The sequence below is a fragment of the Enterobacter sp. FUJ80071 genome (genome assembly GCF_038739915.1).
GTDB lineage: Bacteria > Pseudomonadota > Gammaproteobacteria > Enterobacterales > Enterobacteriaceae > Enterobacter > Enterobacter kobei.
Genome location: NZ_JBBXKH010000001.1, coordinates 1,752,770 through 1,770,581 on the forward strand (window position 1 = coordinate 1,752,770; position 17,812 = coordinate 1,770,581).

Genomic DNA, 17,812 nt, shown 5'->3' on the forward strand with positions numbered 1-17,812 from the left:
TTGCCGATAACCTTCATCAGGACTCGTGTCTGAACGTATAAAAGGAACCCCCATGTCCAGTTTGATTAACAGCGCCATGAGTGGCCTCAGTGCCGCGCAGTCGGCACTCAATACCGTCAGTAATAATATTTCAAGCTATAACGTGGCAGGTTACACCCGCCAGACCACGGTACTGGGTGCCTCTAACAGCACGCTGACCGGCGGTGGCTGGGTGGGTAACGGGGTGTATGTCTCCGGTGTCCAGCGTGAGTATGACGCTTTCATCACCAACCAGCTGCGCGCCGCGCAGACCCAGAGCAGCGGCCTGACGACGCGCTATCAGCAGATGTCAAAAATTGACGATGTGCTCTCCGATACCACGAACTCGCTTTCGACCACCCTGCAGGATTTCTTCAAGAGTCTGCAAACGCTGGTGAGCAACGCCGAAGACCCGGCTGCACGTCAAACGGTGCTGGGTAAAGCGGACGGTCTGGTGAATCAGTTCAAAACGAACGATCAGTATCTCCGTGACCAGGATTCACAGGTTAATACGGCGATTTCTACCAGCGTCGATCAGATCAATAACTATGCGAAGCAGATTGCCAATCTGAACGATCAGATTTCCCGTCTTACCGGTGTTGGCGCGGGTGCATCGCCTAACGAACTGCTCGACCAGCGCGATCAGCTGGTGAGTGAACTGAATAAGATTGTCGGTGTTGACGTCACCATACAGGACAGTGGCACCTACAACATCTCTATCGCCAACGGCTACAGCCTGGTACAGGGCAGCAACGCAAGCCAGCTGGCGGCGGTGAAATCCAGCGCGGATCCTGCGCGTACAACCATTGCTTATGTGGATGCCGTAGCGGGTAGCGTGGAGATCAAGGAAAAACAGATCACCACGGGGTCGCTTGGGGGGCTGTTAACGTTTCGTTCTCAGGATCTGGATCAGGCGCGAAATACGCTTAACCAGATGGCGCTGGCGTTTGCTGATGCCATGAATACCCAGCATCAGGCTGGCTTTGATGCAAACGGGGACCCAGGCGGAAAACTGTTCGACTTTGGATCTCCGGCGGTACTGAGTAATGGCAAAAATACCGGAAGTGCGTCTGTTACGGCCACGATGACGGACAGTACTAAGGTCCCGGCGACAAACTATAAAGTTGAGTACAACGGTACTGACTGGACAATCACGCGTCTTTCAGACAACACCAGCTTCACGGCCCAGCCTGATACCAGTGGTAATCTGTCGTTTGATGGTCTCAACGTCAATATTAGTGGCTCAGCCAATACTAAAGACAGTTTCATCGTCAAACCGGTGAATGACGTTATCATCAATATGGACGTTACGATCAGCGACGAGTCCAAACTGGCGATGGCTTCAGCGAATGGAAGCGGAGCAAGCGACAATACCAATGGCCAAAAGCTCCTGGATTTGCAGAGCGCCAGGCTGGTGGGCGGGAATAAAACCTTTAACGATGCTTATGCCTCACTGGTCAGTACGGTGGGTAGCACCACGGCGTCGCTGAAAACCAGCAGTGAAACCAAAGTTAACGTGGTGACGCAGCTTACCAAACAACAGCAGTCAATCTCCGGGGTTAACCTGGATGAAGAGTATGGCAACCTCCAGCGCTATCAGCAGTACTATCTGGCGAATGCGCAGGTGCTTCAAACGGCGAGTACGCTGTTTGATGCATTGATCAATATCCGCTAAGGCTGAGGCATAAAAAATGCGTATTAGTACTCAAATGATGTATGAGCAAAGCATGCGCGGCGTGACGAACTCCCAAAGCCTCTGGCTAAGCTACGGCGAGCAGATGTCTACGGGTAAGCGTGTCAACCGTCCTTCTGACGACCCGATTGCCGCCTCGCAGGCCGTTGTGCTCTCTCAGGCTCAAACACAAAACAGCCAGTATGCGCTGGCGCGCTCCTTCGCTACGACAAAAGTTTCGCTGGAAGAGAACGTGTTATCGCAAGTGACAACCGCTATCCAGGCTGCTCAGGAAAAGATTGTCAATGCGGGCAACGGCACGTTAAGTGATGATGACCGCGCTTCGCTGGCAACGAACCTGCAAGGTATTCGCGATCAGCTAATGAACCTGGCTAACAGCACGGACGGTAACGGTCGCTATATCTTTTCAGGATACAAAACCGAAGCGGCGGCTTTTGACCAGACTACGGGTGACTATAAGGGCGGCGGGACGCCAATCAGCCAGCAGGTTGACTCCGCGCGCACGATGCAAATAAGCCATACGGGCGCAGAAGTTTTCGACAGCTTCACCAGCAATGCGAAACCAGAGCCGGCGGGGAGTACGCAGGAAACGAATTTGTTCAAGATCCTCGACACCGCTATCGGGGCGCTGAATACGCCGATTGGTGATGACGAAACGAAAGCCGAGGCGTTTACTGCGGCTATTGATAAAGCCAACCGTGGCCTGAGCAACTCTCTCAACAACGTTCTGACCGTGCGCGCCGATCTCGGCATTAAGCTGGATGAGCTAGGGAAGCTGGATTCTCTGGGTGAAGACCGTGCTCTGGGCCAGACCCAACAGATGAGTGACCTGGTTGACGTGGACTGGAACTCGGTAATTTCATCCTACACCATGCAGCAGGCGGCCTTGCAGGCCTCGTATAAAGCGTTTAGCGATATGCAGGGCATGTCTCTGTTCCAGCTGAACAAATAACATCTTGACCTCTTAGAACATGTCTTGAAACTGGGCATGTTTTGCTGCCCAATCTGTCTGGATTGGGCATTTTTTTATGCCATTTCCGCCGGCGCTGAGGCGAGGCGGGCGCTTTCAACCAGACGGATTGCCAGCGCAATGATGCCGCATACCGTTGCCAGAGCGACCACGCCCGTCCAGCCCGCCAGCGTATAAATATTGCTGCCTAATGCGGAGCCCAATGCCATGCCGATAAAGATCACGGTAAAGAGCAGGGCGTTAAGACGACCGCGCGCCTGCGGTTCAAGGCTATAGACCAGATTCTGGTGTGCAACCAGGCTGGACTGCAGACCCAGATCGAACCCGACGGCAGAGAGGGCAATCAGAACCAGCTGTCCGTGCATCCCCAGCGCGGGCATCAGGAACATCAGGGCAAACGAGATGGTCACGAGGATTGCACCGAGCTGCGTGACTTTCCCGGCACCCAGTTTGTCTGCCAGACCACCCGCCAGCGGCGCGGCTAACGCACCGGCCGCACCGGCGATACCAAAACCACCCGCGACTGCACTCCCGAGGTGATAGCGTTCCAGCAGCATGACCGCCAGCGTAGACCAGAAGGCACTAAAGGCAATCGACAGAAAACCCTGAGCCAGCGCCGCACGGCGCAGAGCGGGGTAACGACGCCACAAATGCGCCATTGAGTGCATAAGCGCGGGATAGCTCAGCGTGGAGTGAATGGCAAAACGAGGAAGTACCGCCCACATCACCACGCCGATAAATGCGATGCTTGCCGCAGCCAGCTGATACATCACGCGCCAGCCGAACGCTTCGCCCACGACACCGCTGACGGTTCGGGAGAGCAAAATCCCCAGCAGCAGACCGGTCATCACCGTACCCACGGTTTTCCCCTGTTTACCTTCCGGCGCAAGAATAGCCGCTGCCGGGACAATATCCTGCGCCATGGTGGCGGCCATGCCGATGAGCAGACTCGTCAGCAGCAGGGAGTGGATCTGTCCGGTCAGACTACAGCCCAGAAGAAACAGCGCCAGCGCAGCACTTTTTATCAGTATTAACGTCCTGCGGTCGTGGCGGTCGCCGAGCGGTAACAGGAACAGGATCCCTAAGGCATAGCCGGCCTGGGTGAGAGTCGGGACCATGCCCATTCCTTCGATACTCAGGTGAAGGTCTGCGCCCATCAGGGGCAGCAGAGGCTGGGCATAATAGATAGATGCCACGCTAAAGCCAGCCCCGAGTGCCAGCATTAAAATGACCCAGCGGCTTACGGCATGGGCGGCAGTGGTTGTGTTCATAAGACATTCCTCATTCATGGTGTACGGCTATTTTTTACCAGGACGCCTTGCGACGGTAGCGGGCCCGGTGGTAAAACGCTTATACGTTGAGCGTATAAGTGGAAAGGCAATGAAAAGAGTTGAGCGTATAGACAGGGTGGAGTTAATGCGAACGTTTGTCCGTATTGTTGAGGCTGGTTCACTCTCTGCTGCGGCACGCCAGCTGGCAACAACCCAGGCCACGGTGAGTCGACGGCTGCAATCGCTTGAGACGATGCTGGGCGTACGCCTGATGTTGCGCACCACCCATACGACACGGCTGACGGATGACGGTGAACGCTGCTATCAGCACGCTCGTCGGGTGATTGACAGCTGGCTGGCACTGGAAGATGAGGTGGGGCATACGGAAGATGAACCGGTAGGTGTGCTGAGGGTGCGTGCACCGCACGCGTTTGGTCAGGATCAACTCCTGCAACCGTTAACCGAGTTTTTGCAGCGTTATCCGCAGCTTTCCATTGAGTGGTTGCTCAACGATCGGTCGGCTGATTTTCTCGGTGACAACCTTGATTGTGCTATTCGGGTGGGGGCAGAAGTCGATCCGGCGACCGTATCCGTGCTGCTGGCGGAAGTGCCGCGCTCGGTGGTGGCATCTCCGGCATTACTGGCCCGTTTCCCGGCGGTTAACACGCCTGAGGATTTGCAACCGTTTCCGTGGATTGCCATTAACTCTTTCTACCAGCGTCATGTAGAGCTTTTTCATGATGCTTCGTCAGCCACCGCGCGAATTGACATTACTCCGCGCCTCAGCACTGACAGCCTGTATGTTGCACGTAAAACGGCACTCACCGGGCTGGGTGTGGCGGTAGTGTCAAGCTGGACGGTACATGACGATATTCGGGAAGGGCGGCTGGTGCATGTGCTGCCAGAGTGGCAACCGGCGGCATTACCGGTGCATCTGGTTTATCCCTGGTCTCGTTATTATCCTGCGCGTTTGCGGCGTTTTCTGGAGTTGATGCGGCAGGTCATGCCGGAGGTAACGGGAATGAGAAAGCCCGTGCAGCAGCCATAAAAAAGCCGACCCGAAGGTCGGCTTTCAGCGCTAGCGTCCGTTATTCAACAGACTGCGGACGGGTGGCTGGTGCAGTAGCCTTGTGCGTAGCACTGTGACCACCGGCTGCACCTTTACCTTCGAAGTTGAATTCCGGGCGAACCCAGTCGCTGTGACGCGGTGCTTCAGGCACATAATCCGGTGCCGGAGCACGTGTCATCGGCGCTGTTGCAACGTGAACTGGCGCAGGCGCGGCGACAATCTTAACCGGCTCTGGCTCCACTTCAGGCGCTTTCACGTCTTCGACAACCGGTTCAACCTGAATCTCAACGTCCTGAACAACGTCTTCAGCGGTGGTTTCGACGATGGCTTCAGCGGTCTTTTCCACTGCGGCTACAGGTTCAGCCTCTTCAGCGACGTCCTTAGCGACCACGACATCTTCTTCAGCAATCAGCTGTGGAGCGGCTTCAACCGGCGCGGCAATCACTTCAGGGTGCGTGGTTTCGACTTCTACAGCCTGAGGTTCTGCTGTTTCAACAGCCTGAGGCTCAACCACGGTTGCGGCTTCAGTCACGACCTCTTCAACCGCGGCGACAGGTGCAATCACCTCTTCGGTCACAGCCTGTTCTTCAACAGCCTGCTCCGGGCGAGCAACCGGGTAACGGATCCAGACTTTGCCGGATGCCATTTCAGGTGACGCGCACGCGACGGTCAACGGCATTGGAGACTGAGTCGGGTAACGCTCGTCACGGTAACGACGACGACGCTGGCCGCTGACGCGCAGATGACGCGGAGAACGACGTGAACGGCGCGGCATGCCTGCGTTGTCACGGTTTTCCCCATTCTCATCCTGCTCAACGTGATTTTCCACAACGGCTGGCAGATCAACTTTTGCAATCTGCGTACCCGTTGCGGCTTCCGGTACTTCAGCCACTACAGCTGCGGTTTCTTCTGCCTGAGGAGCACCAATGCGCACTTTCTGCGTCAGCTGGCGCTGCTTACGACGTGGCATAACCTGAGTACGTTCTTCCTGCTCGCTGTCCTGCTGCTCTACAGGCTCTTCGCGGTTCAGATTTTTGACTTCCTGCTGCGCCTGACGTTTCTCGTCGTTACGACGACGGCTACGTTCGCGACGTGGCTGCTGGTCGTCACGCTGTTTGCCCTTCTCAGACTCATCGCCCGCCTGCTGGCGAATTTCACGATCTTCAACGTTCTGCTGTTGTTTCTCGCGACGGTTGCGACGGTTGTCTTCGCGTTGCTCGCGGCCTTCGCTGTTGTCTGAACGGTTGTCACGACGGTCGTTACGATCGTTACGGTCGTTGCGGTCATTACGATCGCGGCGGTTGTTCTGACGTTTACGACGATCCTGCTGACGCTCAGGTTTAGCCGCTTTTGGTTCTTCTTTCGGCTGCTCTGGCTGGACTTCTTCACCCGCAAACATCTTTTTCAGCGCGCCGAAGAAGCGGCTCAGCAGACCCGGTTGCGCCGGCTGGGCTTTCGGTGCAGCGGCTTCTGGTTTCTGCACGACAGGTTTAGTGACCGGTTTTTCCAGGGCCGCTTCTGGCGGTGCTTCTGGCATGATGAAAGTGGCTAACGCAGGCTGCTCTGGCAGTTTGCGCTCGGCGGGTTCCTCATCGGAAGGCAGCGCCATCTCTTCTTCGTGCAGTTTCGGCAGCAGATAGCTGAGCGTGCTGGTCTCTTCACCTTTACGGACACGCAGCACGTGGTAGTGCGGGGTTTCCATCTGGTCGTTTGGCACGATGATGCAGCGAACGCCGCCCTGACGTGCTTCGATAGCACTCACCGCAGCACGTTTTTCGTTCAGCAGGTAGGAGGCAATTGGCACAGGGACAATGGCGTGAACCTCTTTGGTGTTCTCTTTCAGCGCTTCTTCTTCAATCAGACGCAGGATAGAGAGGGAGAGAGATTCGTTATCACGTACGGTACCGGTGCCGGAGCAACGCGGGCAGACGTGATGGCTGGATTCACCCAGCGACGGGCTCAGGCGCTGGCGGGACATCTCCAGCAGGCCGAAGCGCGAGATATGGCTAATCTGGATACGTGCACGATCCTGACGTACCGCTTCACGCAGGCGGTTCTCGACCGCACGCTGGTGGCGGACCGGCGTCATGTCGATGAAGTCGATAACAATCAGACCACCCAGGTCGCGCAGGCGGAGCTGGCGGGCGATTTCATCTGCGGCTTCAAGGTTGGTGTTGAAGGCGGTCTCTTCGATGTCACCGCCGCGTGTGGCACGTGCGGAGTTGATGTCGATTGCGGTCAGCGCTTCTGTTGTATCGATTACGATAGAACCGCCAGAGGGCAGGCGCACTTCACGCTGGAAGGCGGACTCAATCTGGGATTCAATCTGATAGTGGCTGAACAGCGGGATTTCGCCGGTGTACAGTTTGATTTTGCTGGTGAAATCCGGACGACCCAGTGCGGCGATGTGCTGGCGAGCCAGTTCAAGCACTTTTGGGTTGTCGATCAGGATTTCACCGATGTCCTGACGCAGGTAGTCACGGAAGGCACGCACGATAACGTTGCTTTCCTGGTGGATCAGGAACGGAGCAGGGCGGCTTTCTGCAGCTTTCTGGATAGCTTCCCAGTGCTTCAGACGGAAGCTTAAGTCCCACTGCAGCGCTTCGGCAGATTTGCCCACGCCTGCGGTACGCACGATAAGCCCCATGCCATCCGGCAGCTCAAGGCTTGCCAGCGCTTCTTTCAGCTCGGTACGGTCATCACCTTCGATACGGCGAGAGATGCCACCCGCACGCGGGTTGTTTGGCATCAGCACCAGATAGCTCCCTGCCAGGCTAATAAAGGTCGTCAGTGCGGCACCTTTGTTGCCACGCTCTTCTTTATCAATCTGGACGATAACTTCCTGACCTTCACGCAGAACATCTTTGATGTTTGGGCGGCCATGGGCGTTGTAGTTGGCAGGGAAATATTCGCGGGCGATTTCTTTCAGAGGGAGGAAACCATGACGCTCAGCACCGTAATCAACAAATGCAGCTTCAAGGCTGGGTTCAATGCGGGTGATTTTACCTTTGTAAATGTTCGCTTTTTTCTGTTCGTGTCCAGGACTTTCGATATCCAGATCGTACAGGCGCTGCCCATCCACAAGGGCGACACGCAACTCTTCTTGCTGAGTTGCGTTGATTAACATTCTTTTCATCGTAACTTACTCGTTATTCTTACATTGACGACAAAGCTGCGGGCAAGGTGACGCTTTCCGGGGTATGAACCGATGGCCTCGTGTCTGTTCACGTCGCCAACCTCACGGTTGTCGCTCGCTTAAGAGGCGCAGAGTGTCGGTTGCCTGTATTTCATACGGAAACACAGCGCAATTATCAGGGGAATTGCCTGGGTAGAACTCTCCAGAGAACAATCCTTATACCGGGAAGTACTGCAACCCGCAGCCCGCTAACTGCCTGAAAGATCAATACGTCTTACGCCATTGCTGCGTGGATGATCGGTCAGGCAAAATTGGTCATTCCGTCAACATCCTTACGTAACCAGGATTTAACACGGAAAACGGCTTCATTATTCCACTGCTCGCCGGGTTATAGCAAGATGACTTTTACCAATTATCACCCGGTTACTCACAGTTTCTTCACTTCAAAACGGTGATTGGTTTAATAACCACCAAATCGATTGCGTGAAACGGGGTGCAGGCCGGACAAAAGTAAATATAAGCATAGAAAAATGAGTGGCGCTAATGGCTGACGATATTTAGAATCGCCAACCATGAAAACAGAGATTCCAGCCGTAAAAATGGTTGCTATCGCGGATGATGACGCGGGGCAACGTATCGACAACTTTTTGCGTACCCAACTGAAAGGGGTGCCAAAGAGCATGATTTACCGCATCCTGCGTAAGGGCGAGGTGCGGGTTAACAAAAAACGCGTGAAGCCCGAGTACAAACTCGAGGCGGGTGATGAAGTGCGCATTCCGCCGGTGCGCGTTGCCGAGCGTGAAGAAGAGACCGTTTCACCTAAATTACAGAAAGTGGCGGCTCTGAGTGATGTGATCCTGTATGAAGACGACCACATTCTGGTGCTGAACAAGCCGTCAGGGACCGCAGTCCACGGCGGTAGTGGCCTGAGCTTCGGCGTGATTGAAGGGTTACGCGCTCTGCGTCCGGAAGCCCGTTTCCTCGAGCTGGTTCACCGTCTTGACCGCGATACCTCCGGCGTGCTGCTGGTGGCGAAAAAGCGTTCCGCGCTGCGTTCCCTGCATGAGCAACTGCGTGAGAAAGGCATGCAGAAAGATTATCTCGCGCTGGTGCGCGGTCAGTGGCAGTCCCATGTGAAAGTGGTGCAGGCGCCGTTGCTGAAGAACATTCTGCAAAGCGGTGAGCGCATCGTTCGCGTAAACCAGGAAGGGAAACCGTCTGAGACGCGCTTTAAAGTTGAAGAGCGCTATGAGTTTGCCACGCTGGTACGCTGCAGCCCGGTGACGGGGCGTACCCATCAGATTCGCGTGCATACGCAGTTTGCGGGCCATCCGATTGCGTTTGATGACCGCTATGGCGATCGCGAATTTGATAAGCAGCTAGCGGGAACCGGCTTGTCTCGTCTGTTCCTGCATGCGGCTGCGCTGAAGTTTACCCATCCGAATACCGGGGAAGTCATTCGTATTGAAGCGCCGCTGGATGAGCAGTTGAAACGCTGCCTGAAGGTTTTGCGCGGCTGATTATGTGCCGGGTGGCGCTGCGCTTACCCGGCCTACGAAACCTGTAGGCCCATGCAAGCGAAGCGCCGCTGGGCAAACGTCACAGGGTCAGCGGATTACACGCTTCTCTGCGTAACATCTGGCACAGCGCTATCAACGGTAACCCCACCAGCGTATTCGGATCGCGTCCGTCCAGCTTGTCGAATAGCGCAATCCCCAACCCTTCACTTTTAAAACTTCCCGCACAGTTCAGCGGACGCTCCCGGCGTACATAATCCATGATCTCCTGCTCGCTGAGATGGCGAAAGTGCACGTCAAAAGGCTCACACTCCGTTTGCAGATGACCAGAGGCGGAGTTATAGAGCGCCAGACCCGTATAAAAGGTCACAATGTTGCCACGCGCCTGCATAAGCTGTTTGAACGCGTTCTCTTCAGTGTGCGGTTTACCTGTTGTTTCTCCGTCCAGCACACAAACCTGATCGGAGCCTATAATCAAGTGTGAAGGATAGCGCGCTGCGAGCGACTGCGCCTTCTCCTTAGCGAGACGGCTCACCAGATGTCGTGGTGATTCACCAGGCTGTGGCGTTTCATCAACATCCGGTGCGGCACATTCAAACGGGATCCCTAGCTTTTCCAGCAACATTCGGCGGTAAGGAGAAGTGGAAGCAAGGACGAGATTTGGCATATTTTTATCACCAGATATAGCGTATCGATGCCAGCCATTTTAAACTACAGGCCGCAATGTGTGCGAATAATTGGCAAAAGGCAGCTCTGGTTGCCTTTTTCTTTGACTCTATGACGTTACAAAGTTAATATGCGCGCCCTATGCAAAAGGTAAAATTACCCCTGACTCTTGATCCGGTTCGTACGGCTCAAAAACGCCTCGATTACGAAGGTATTTATACTTCCGATCAGGCTGAGCGTATTGCCGAATCCGTAGTCAGTGTGGACAGTGATGTAGAATGCTCCATGTCGTTCGCTATCGACAACCAGCGTCTCGCCGTTTTAACCGGTGATGCAAAGGTGACGGTAACCCTCGAGTGTCAGCGTTGCGGGAAACCGTTTGTACAGCATGTTCACACAACGTATTGTTTTAGTCCGGTTCGTTCTGACGAACAGGCTGAAGCACTCCCGGAAGCGTATGAGCCGATTGAGGTAAACGAATTCGGTGAAATCGATCTTCTGGCTCTGGTTGAAGATGAAATCATCCTCACCTTGCCAGTGGTTCCGGTGCATGATTCTGAACACTGTGAAGTGTCCGAGGCGGACATGGTCTTTGGGGAATTGCCTGATGAAGCGCAAAAACCAAACCCATTTGCCGTATTAGCCAGCTTAAAGCGTAAGTAATTGAGGAGTAAGGTCCATGGCCGTACAACAGAATAAACCAACCCGTTCCAAACGTGGCATGCGTCGTTCCCATGACGCGCTGACTGCAGTTACCAGCCTGTCTGTAGACAAGACTTCTGGTGAGAAACACCTGCGTCACCACATCACCGCTGACGGTTTCTACCGCGGCCGCAAGGTTATCACTAAGTAATCACGCGTCAGCGTGATTAGGCTTAGTGAGGATTTCCCCGTGCAAACGGGGAAGTTACCGAACCAGGCTGCGACGATACCTTGACACGTCTAACCCTGGCGTTAGATGTCATGGGGGGAGATTTTGGCCCTTCCGTGACAGTGCCTGCAGCATTGCAGGCACTGAATTCTAATTCGCAACTCACACTTCTTTTAGTCGGCAATCCCGACACAATCACGCCATTACTTGCAAAAGCTGACTTTGAACAACGTTCACGTCTGCAGATTATTCCTGCGCAGTCAGTTATTACCAGTGATGCCCGGCCTTCGCAGGCGATTCGCAACAGCCGTGGGAGCTCAATGCGGATCGCGCTGGAGCTGGTGAAAGAAGGGCGAGCGCAGGCTTGCGTCAGTGCGGGAAATACCGGCGCGCTGATGGGGCTGTCGAAATTATTGCTCAAGCCGATTGAGGGTATTGAGCGCCCGGCGCTGGTGACGGTATTACCGCATCAACAAAAGGGCAAAACGGTGGTGCTGGATCTCGGTGCTAACGTGGATTGTGATAGTACCATGCTGGCTCAGTTCGCCGTGATGGGATCGGTGCTGGCAGAAGACGTGGTCGGGATTAAGAATCCCCGCGTGGCGTTATTAAATATTGGTGAAGAAGAGACCAAAGGCCTGGACAGCATTCGCGAAGCTGCTGAAATGCTCAAACAGGTTCCCTCCATCAACTATATTGGTTATCTCGAAGCCAATGAGTTGCTGACGGGGAAAACGGACGTTCTGGTGTGCGATGGCTTCACCGGGAACGTCACGTTGAAGACCATGGAAGGGGTCGTGCGCATGTTCCTTTCTCTGCTGAAATCTCAGGGAGAGGGCAAAAAAAGTGCCTGGTGGCTAATTTTATTGAAGCGTTGGTTACAAAAAAGCCTGACGCGGCGATTCAGTCACCTCAACCCCGACCAGTATAATGGCGCCTGTCTGTTAGGATTGCGCGGCATTGTGATTAAGAGTCACGGAGCCGCCAATCAGCGAGCATTTTCTGTCGCCATTGAACAGGCAGTGCAGGCGGTGCAGCGACAAGTCCCTCAGCGGATTGCCGCTCGCCTGGAATCTGTATTAGCTAAAAGTGACTGAGCGTACATGTATACGAAGATTTTAGGTACCGGCAGCTACCTGCCAAAACAAGTGCGTACCAACGCCGATCTGGAAAAAATGGTAGATACGTCTGACGAGTGGATTGTCACGCGCACAGGTATCCGTGAACGTCGTATCGCCGCGCCAGACGAAACCGTGTCCACCATGGGTTACGAAGCCGCACAGCGTGCTATCGAAATGGCGGGCATTGATAAAGAACAGATTGGCTTGATCGTGGTCGCTACGACGTCTGCCACGCATGCTTTCCCTAGCGCAGCGTGCCAGGTGCAAAACATGCTCGGTATTAAAGGCTGCCCGGCGTTTGACGTTGCCGCCGCGTGTGCAGGCTTTACCTATGCGCTGAGCATTGCCGATCAGTATGTTAAATCGGGTTCCGTCAAATATGCGCTGGTGATCGGTGCTGACGTACTGGCGCGTACCTGCGATCCAACCGATCGCGGGACGATCATTATTTTTGGTGATGGTGCAGGCGCGGTGCTGCTGGGGCAGTCCGAAGAGCCGGGTATCATCTCTACGCATTTGCATGCCGATGGTCGCTACGGTGAACTGTTAACGCTGCCTAACGCCGATCGCGTTAATCCGGATAACGCTATTTACCTGACCATGGCGGGTAATGAGGTGTTCAAGGTGGCGGTGACTGAGCTTGCGCACATTGTCGATGAGACGCTGGAAGCGAACAACCTTGAACGTACCGCACTCGACTGGCTGGTACCGCATCAGGCGAACCTGCGTATCATCAGCGCGACCGCTAAAAAGCTGGGCATGTCGATGGATAACGTTGTGGTGACGCTGGACCGTCACGGCAACACCTCTGCGGCGTCAGTACCGTGCGCATTTGATGAAGCGGTACGCGACGGACGAATCAAACGGGGCCAGTTGGTCTTGCTTGAAGCCTTCGGTGGCGGGTTCACCTGGGGTTCCGCGCTGGTTCGTTTCTAGGATAAGGAATAAAAAAATGACGCAATTTGCTTTCGTGTTCCCGGGCCAGGGTTCTCAAACCGTTGGGATGTTGTCTGAAATGGCAGCAAACTACCCGGTCATTGAAGAGACTTTTCGTGAAGCTTCTGACGCGCTGGGTTATGATCTGTGGGCGCTGACTCAACAGGGTCCGGCCGAAGAGCTGAACAAAACCTGGCAGACCCAGCCAGCATTGCTGACCGCCTCCGTTGCACTGTGGCGCGTCTGGCAGCAGCAGGGTGGTAAAGCCCCCGCGCTGCTCGCGGGTCATAGCCTGGGAGAATACTCTGCGCTGGTCTGCGCCGGTGTGATCGCGTTTGCTGACGCGGTGCGTCTGGTAGAACTGCGCGGTAAATTCATGCAGGAAGCGGTGCCGGAAGGCACGGGTGGCATGTCTGCCATTATCGGCCTGGATGATGCCGCGATTGCAAAAGCGTGTGAAGAGTCTGCTGAAGGTCAGGTGGTTTCTCCGGTTAACTTCAACTCGCCAGGCCAGGTTGTTATCGCCGGTCATAAAGAAGCGGTTGAACGTGCCGGTGCTGCCTGTAAAGCTGCAGGCGCGAAACGTGCACTGCCGCTGCCGGTGAGCGTGCCGTCTCACTGTGCATTGATGAAGCCCGCTGCCGAGAAACTGGCGGTTGAGCTGGAAAAAATCACCTTTAACGCACCGACGATTTCCGTCGTGAACAACGTCGATGTGAAATGCGAAACCGCGCCGGAAGCCATCCGCGACGCGCTGGTTCGCCAGCTCTACAGCCCGGTACAGTGGACCAAAACCGTTGAGTTTATGGCCGCTCAGGGCGTTGAGCAACTGTATGAAGTCGGCCCAGGCAAGGTCCTCACCGGTCTGACAAAACGTATTGTTGACACCCTGACAGCGTCCGCGATTAACGAGCCGGAAGCGATGTCAGCGGCACTCTCGCAATAAAAGAGGAATACCATGAGTTTTGAAGGAAAAATTGCCCTGGTCACTGGCGCAAGCCGTGGTATCGGGCGCGCAATTGCTGAAACACTGGTTGCGCGCGGCGCGAAAGTGATTGGTACAGCAACCAGCGAGAATGGCGCTCAGGCCATCAGCGAATATCTGGGGGCAAACGGTAAAGGTCTGGTACTGAATGTGACCGAACCTGCATCTATCGAATCTGTTCTGGAAAATATTCGTGCAGAGTTTGGCGAAGTGGATATTCTGGTAAACAATGCCGGGATCACTCGCGACAACCTTCTGATGCGAATGAAAGATGATGAGTGGAACGATATTATCGAAACCAACCTGTCATCTGTATTCCGTCTGTCAAAAGCGGTAATGCGCGCTATGATGAAAAAGCGTCATGGTCGTATTATCACTGTTGGTTCTGTGGTTGGTACCATGGGAAATGCTGGTCAGGCTAACTACGCTGCGGCGAAAGCGGGTCTGATTGGTTTCAGTAAGTCGCTGGCGCGTGAAGTCGCGTCCCGCGGGATTACTGTAAACGTTGTTGCTCCGGGCTTTATTGAAACGGACATGACGCGTGCGCTGACCGATGAGCAGCGTGCGGGTACACTGGCGGCAGTTCCGGCGGGTCGTCTTGGCGACCCTAAAGAAATCGCCAGTGCGGTTGCATTTTTAGCCTCTGACGAAGCGGGTTACATCACTGGTGAAACCCTCCACGTCAACGGCGGGATGTACATGGTTTAATCACGATCGAAAATATTTGCGTTATTAGGGCAAATGGCCTCAAAATAACGTAAAATCGTGGTAAGACCTGCCGGGATTTAGTTGCAAATTTTTCAACATTTTATACACTACGAAAACCATCGCGAAAGCGAGTTTTGATAGGAAATTTAAGAGTATGAGCACTATCGAAGAACGCGTTAAGAAAATTATCGGCGAACAGCTGGGCGTTAAGCAGGAAGAAGTTGTGAACTCCGCTTCCTTCGTTGAAGACCTGGGCGCAGATTCTCTTGACACCGTTGAGCTGGTAATGGCTCTGGAAGAAGAGTTTGATACTGAGATTCCGGACGAAGAAGCTGAGAAGATCACCACCGTTCAGGCTGCCATTGATTACATCAACGGCCACCAGGCGTAAGTGAACATCTCCAGGCGGTCATTCGACCGCCTGAGTTTTATCTTTTTTAGTCCCACGAATCTCTTTTTTTATCCCTCCCTGGAGGACAAACGTGTCTAAGCGTCGTGTAGTTGTGACCGGACTTGGCATGTTGTCTCCTGTCGGCAATACCGTAGAGTCCACCTGGAAAGCTCTCCTTGCCGGTCAGAGCGGCATCAGCCTAATCGACCATTTCGATACTAGCGCCTATGCAACGAAATTTGCTGGCTTAGTAAAGGATTTTAACTGTGAAGAGATCATCTCGCGCAAAGAACAGCGCAAGATGGATGCCTTCATTCAATATGGAATTGTCGCTGGCGTTCAGGCCATGCAGGATTCTGGCCTTGAAATTACGGAAGAGAACGCAACCCGTATCGGTGCCGCTATCGGCTCCGGGATTGGCGGTCTTGGCCTGATCGAGGAAAACCATACATCCCTGATGAATGGCGGCCCGCGTAAAATCAGCCCGTTCTTCGTTCCGTCCACGATTGTTAATATGGTGGCGGGTCACCTGACCATCATGTTTGGCCTGCGTGGTCCAAGCATTTCAATCGCGACTGCTTGTACGTCTGGCGTACATAACATCGGCCAGGCCGCGCGCATGATTGCGTACGGCGATGCAGATGCTATGGTTGCGGGTGGTGCAGAAAAAGCCAGTACCCCTCTGGGTGTCGGTGGTTTTGGTGCAGCGCGTGCGCTCTCTACCCGTAACGATAATCCTCAGGCGGCAAGCCGTCCGTGGGATAAAGACCGTGACGGTTTCGTACTGGGTGACGGTGCGGGCATGCTCGTGCTGGAAGAGTACGAACACGCGAAAAAACGCGGCGCGAAAATTTATGCTGAAGTCGTTGGCTTTGGTATGAGTAGCGATGCTTATCACATGACGTCTCCTCCGGAGAATGGCGCAGGTGCTGCGCTGGCAATGGAAAACGCGATCCGTGATGCGGGCATTACGCCAGCTCAGATTGGCTACGTTAACGCGCACGGTACCTCTACACCTGCAGGCGATAAAGCGGAAGCTCAGGCTGTTAAGTCTATCTTCGGCGAGTCTGCCAGCCGCGTACTGGTCAGCTCCACAAAATCCATGACCGGTCACCTGTTGGGTGCGGCGGGTGCAGTAGAGTCAATCTACTCTATCCTTGCGCTGCGCGATCAGGCGGTTCCACCAACCATCAACCTGGATAACCCGGATGAAGGTTGCGATCTGGACTTCGTGCCTCACGAAGCGCGTCAGGTTAGCGGTATGGAGTACACCCTGTGTAACTCCTTCGGCTTCGGCGGTACCAATGGCTCGCTGATTTTCAAACGCGTGTAATGGTTTCTTGCCCATAAAAAACGGAGCGCATAGCGCTCCGTTTTTTTAGTTCACATTTTCGTTACTGATAGGTGAAAGTGAACTGGACGGTGGTGTTAAATTCGCCTGCCGTGACGGTTCCCGTAGGGGTATAGAGGCGGGCCGCGAGAGGGAACTGCGCATAGTGCGTTGTTCTGTCTACATCGACGGTAATCGAGCCCGCGGGTGAGATCTCGGTGAGATGATCGCGGGTCATGATCTGCATCGCCATGCCTGTTGCATCCCCGCTGCTATTAGCAAATTTTGTCTGATCATCACTGTCTGAATCGCCGGTCAAGGTAGCCTTAACACGTGTCGTTGAGCTGGGGCAGGATGAAAGCGTGAGTGAAAAATCCTGCCATTCTCCGGTTGCCCCAACGCGACTAAAGTTTACCGCTCGTGCTTGATCGAACCTTACTGTCTGATTTTTGGATCCCGCATCCACGGTACAGGCAGACGCCACGACCGTGCCGCTCAGATCGATAGTGGTTGCCTGCGCGGAGCTACAAAGTGCAAACACCAGGCATGCGAGAGTAGATTTTACCCGTTCTATCATCATCCCCATCCTGCATTACTGATAGGTAAAGGTGGCCTGTGCCTGGCCGATAATGGTGCCTGGCATCACGTTGCCGTTGGAAACTGCTCGGGCGCGCATTTTCAAATCATAGGCGTGCGTACTGCTGCTGATGGCGACATTTTGCAACGTGGCGCCACTCTTGTAAGCCGTGTTAGTCGTTTCGTCGGTCAACTCCAGCTTCAGGTTAGTGGCCGTTCCGGTATTTTTATAATAGTTAGTATCGGTATCCGCTGTACCGCCAAAAGTAACGCTAAAGCTGGACGTTGAAGCAGGGCAGTTTGTTAATGCAAGCGTAAAGTTAGTCCAGTTTGTTGCACTTCCGGCAGTGGCCAGACTATCAGCCTGTATATTGTCACCTAATTTTACCGCCAGCGAGGGGCTATCTCCATTGACCACACAGGGTGAGGCAACAACCGTGCCTGTAATGTCAATATTGACCGAGTTGGCTGAACACGCGCCAGAAAACAGACCTCCGCAGAGCGTTGCCAGAATCGCTATTTTTTTTCCATTCGCGATATTCATTTTCATTCCT

At 54.3% G+C, this 17,812-nt stretch carries 17 protein-coding genes; 12 read left to right on the forward strand and 5 right to left on the reverse strand.

Annotation, left to right across the window (positions count from 1 at the left end; all coding sequences use genetic code 11):
- Positions 1-52: 52 nt before the first annotated feature.
- A complete protein-coding gene (gene flgK / locus AAER43_RS08380) occupies positions 53-1,693 on the forward strand; it encodes a flagellar hook-associated protein FlgK (protein WP_050862955.1) in 1,641 nt (546 codons plus the stop codon).
- Positions 1,694-1,709: 16 nt separating this feature from the next.
- The gene (gene flgL / locus AAER43_RS08385) at positions 1,710-2,663 is read left to right on the forward strand and encodes a flagellar hook-associated protein FlgL (RefSeq protein WP_014883369.1); all 954 of its coding nucleotides are present in this window, start codon (positions 1,710-1,712) and stop codon (positions 2,661-2,663) included.
- A 74-nt stretch (positions 2,664-2,737) separates the two neighbouring features.
- Here the strand turns inward: flgL and AAER43_RS08390 are convergent, their stop codons facing one another.
- A complete protein-coding gene (locus tag AAER43_RS08390; protein ID WP_050862956.1) occupies positions 2,738-3,952 on the reverse strand; it encodes an MFS transporter in 1,215 nt (404 codons plus the stop codon).
- Positions 3,953-4,061: 109 nt separating this feature from the next.
- Between AAER43_RS08390 and AAER43_RS08395 the strand changes: the two genes are divergently transcribed.
- Positions 4,062-5,000, forward strand: coding sequence for a LysR family transcriptional regulator (locus AAER43_RS08395; RefSeq protein WP_057057648.1), 939 nt, complete (start codon positions 4,062-4,064; stop codon positions 4,998-5,000).
- 40 nt (positions 5,001-5,040) lie between these two features.
- Here AAER43_RS08395 and rne read toward each other — a convergent pair whose 3' ends face one another.
- Entirely contained in the window at positions 5,041-8,157 is a 3,117-nt protein-coding gene (rne, locus tag AAER43_RS08400; RefSeq protein ID WP_050862958.1) for a ribonuclease E, read from the reverse strand.
- 572 nt (positions 8,158-8,729) lie between these two features.
- On the opposite strand from rne, the gene rluC reads away from it, so the two are divergent.
- Positions 8,730-9,677 (forward strand): 23S rRNA pseudouridine(955/2504/2580) synthase RluC, encoded by a 948-nt coding sequence (rluC, locus tag AAER43_RS08405; RefSeq protein ID WP_050862959.1) that lies wholly within the window; start codon positions 8,730-8,732, stop codon positions 9,675-9,677.
- Positions 9,678-9,756: 79 nt separating this feature from the next.
- On the opposite strand, the gene AAER43_RS08410 is transcribed toward rluC, so the two are convergent.
- Positions 9,757-10,341, reverse strand: a complete 585-nt coding sequence (locus AAER43_RS08410) for a nucleoside triphosphate pyrophosphatase (RefSeq protein ID WP_057057649.1) — start codon at positions 10,339-10,341, stop codon at positions 9,757-9,759.
- Between the two features lie 140 nt (positions 10,342-10,481).
- On the opposite strand from AAER43_RS08410, the gene yceD reads away from it, so the two are divergent.
- From yceD to fabF, 8 genes are all read left to right on the forward strand, one after another.
- Complete coding sequence (gene yceD, locus AAER43_RS08415) at positions 10,482-11,003, forward strand: 23S rRNA accumulation protein YceD (RefSeq protein WP_014883375.1); 522 nt, start codon at positions 10,482-10,484, stop codon at positions 11,001-11,003.
- A gap of 16 nt (positions 11,004-11,019) precedes the next feature.
- Positions 11,020-11,193, forward strand: coding sequence for a 50S ribosomal protein L32 (gene rpmF, locus AAER43_RS08420; RefSeq protein WP_003857964.1), 174 nt, complete (start codon positions 11,020-11,022; stop codon positions 11,191-11,193).
- 80 nt (positions 11,194-11,273) lie between these two features.
- Positions 11,274-12,308, forward strand: a complete 1,035-nt coding sequence (gene plsX, locus AAER43_RS08425; RefSeq protein WP_069683670.1) for a phosphate acyltransferase PlsX — start codon at positions 11,274-11,276, stop codon at positions 12,306-12,308.
- Positions 12,309-12,314: 6 nt separating this feature from the next.
- Positions 12,315-13,268, forward strand: coding sequence for a beta-ketoacyl-ACP synthase III (locus tag AAER43_RS08430; RefSeq protein ID WP_023332696.1), 954 nt, complete (start codon positions 12,315-12,317; stop codon positions 13,266-13,268).
- A gap of 16 nt (positions 13,269-13,284) precedes the next feature.
- Positions 13,285-14,214 carry an ACP S-malonyltransferase gene (fabD, locus tag AAER43_RS08435; protein ID WP_014883378.1) on the forward strand — a complete coding sequence of 310 codons (930 nt, stop codon included), beginning with the start codon at positions 13,285-13,287 and terminating at the stop codon, positions 14,212-14,214.
- A gap of 12 nt (positions 14,215-14,226) precedes the next feature.
- On the forward strand, positions 14,227-14,961 hold the full coding sequence (fabG, locus tag AAER43_RS08440) for a 3-oxoacyl-ACP reductase FabG (protein ID WP_008500795.1): 735 nt from the start codon (positions 14,227-14,229) through the stop codon (positions 14,959-14,961).
- A 154-nt stretch (positions 14,962-15,115) separates the two neighbouring features.
- On the forward strand, positions 15,116-15,352 hold the full coding sequence (gene acpP / locus AAER43_RS08445; protein ID WP_003857954.1) for an acyl carrier protein: 237 nt from the start codon (positions 15,116-15,118) through the stop codon (positions 15,350-15,352).
- A gap of 91 nt (positions 15,353-15,443) precedes the next feature.
- A complete protein-coding gene (gene fabF / locus AAER43_RS08450; RefSeq protein WP_014883379.1) occupies positions 15,444-16,685 on the forward strand; it encodes a beta-ketoacyl-ACP synthase II in 1,242 nt (413 codons plus the stop codon).
- A 61-nt stretch (positions 16,686-16,746) separates the two neighbouring features.
- On the opposite strand, the gene AAER43_RS08455 is transcribed toward fabF, so the two are convergent.
- Together AAER43_RS08455 and AAER43_RS08460 are read right to left on the reverse strand one after the other, a co-directional pair.
- Positions 16,747-17,268: a fimbrial protein gene (locus AAER43_RS08455; RefSeq protein ID WP_045135023.1), complete on the reverse strand. Its 522-nt coding sequence runs from the start codon at positions 17,266-17,268 to the stop codon at positions 16,747-16,749.
- Positions 17,269-17,274: 6 nt separating this feature from the next.
- Complete coding sequence (locus AAER43_RS08460) at positions 17,275-17,802, reverse strand: fimbrial protein (RefSeq protein WP_023332699.1); 528 nt, start codon at positions 17,800-17,802, stop codon at positions 17,275-17,277.
- Positions 17,803-17,812 lie beyond the last annotated feature (10 nt).

What these genes read in the sequence shown, in the direction of transcription:
- flgK (WP_050862955.1), top strand. Translation starts at nt 53, where the DNA reads ATGTCCAGTTTGATTAACAGCGCCATGAGTGGCCTCAGTGCCGCGCAG.
- flgL (WP_014883369.1), top strand. Translation starts at nt 1,710, where the DNA reads ATGCGTATTAGTACTCAAATGATGTATGAGCAAAGCATGCGCGGCGTG.
- AAER43_RS08390 (WP_050862956.1), bottom strand. Translation starts at nt 3,952, where the DNA reads ATGAACACAACCACTGCCGCCCATGCCGTAAGCCGCTGGGTCATTTTA.
- AAER43_RS08395 (WP_057057648.1), top strand. Translation starts at nt 4,062, where the DNA reads ATGAAAAGAGTTGAGCGTATAGACAGGGTGGAGTTAATGCGAACGTTT.
- rne (WP_050862958.1), bottom strand. Translation starts at nt 8,157, where the DNA reads ATGAAAAGAATGTTAATCAACGCAACTCAGCAAGAAGAGTTGCGTGTC.
- rluC (WP_050862959.1), top strand. Translation starts at nt 8,730, where the DNA reads ATGAAAACAGAGATTCCAGCCGTAAAAATGGTTGCTATCGCGGATGAT.
- AAER43_RS08410 (WP_057057649.1), bottom strand. Translation starts at nt 10,341, where the DNA reads ATGCCAAATCTCGTCCTTGCTTCCACTTCTCCTTACCGCCGAATGTTG.
- yceD (WP_014883375.1), top strand. Translation starts at nt 10,482, where the DNA reads ATGCAAAAGGTAAAATTACCCCTGACTCTTGATCCGGTTCGTACGGCT.
- rpmF (WP_003857964.1), top strand. Translation starts at nt 11,020, where the DNA reads ATGGCCGTACAACAGAATAAACCAACCCGTTCCAAACGTGGCATGCGT.
- AAER43_RS08430 (WP_023332696.1), top strand. Translation starts at nt 12,315, where the DNA reads ATGTATACGAAGATTTTAGGTACCGGCAGCTACCTGCCAAAACAAGTG.
- fabD (WP_014883378.1), top strand. Translation starts at nt 13,285, where the DNA reads ATGACGCAATTTGCTTTCGTGTTCCCGGGCCAGGGTTCTCAAACCGTT.
- fabG (WP_008500795.1), top strand. Translation starts at nt 14,227, where the DNA reads ATGAGTTTTGAAGGAAAAATTGCCCTGGTCACTGGCGCAAGCCGTGGT.
- acpP (WP_003857954.1), top strand. Translation starts at nt 15,116, where the DNA reads ATGAGCACTATCGAAGAACGCGTTAAGAAAATTATCGGCGAACAGCTG.
- AAER43_RS08455 (WP_045135023.1), bottom strand. Translation starts at nt 17,268, where the DNA reads ATGGGGATGATGATAGAACGGGTAAAATCTACTCTCGCATGCCTGGTG.
- AAER43_RS08460 (WP_023332699.1), bottom strand. Translation starts at nt 17,802, where the DNA reads ATGAATATCGCGAATGGAAAAAAAATAGCGATTCTGGCAACGCTCTGC.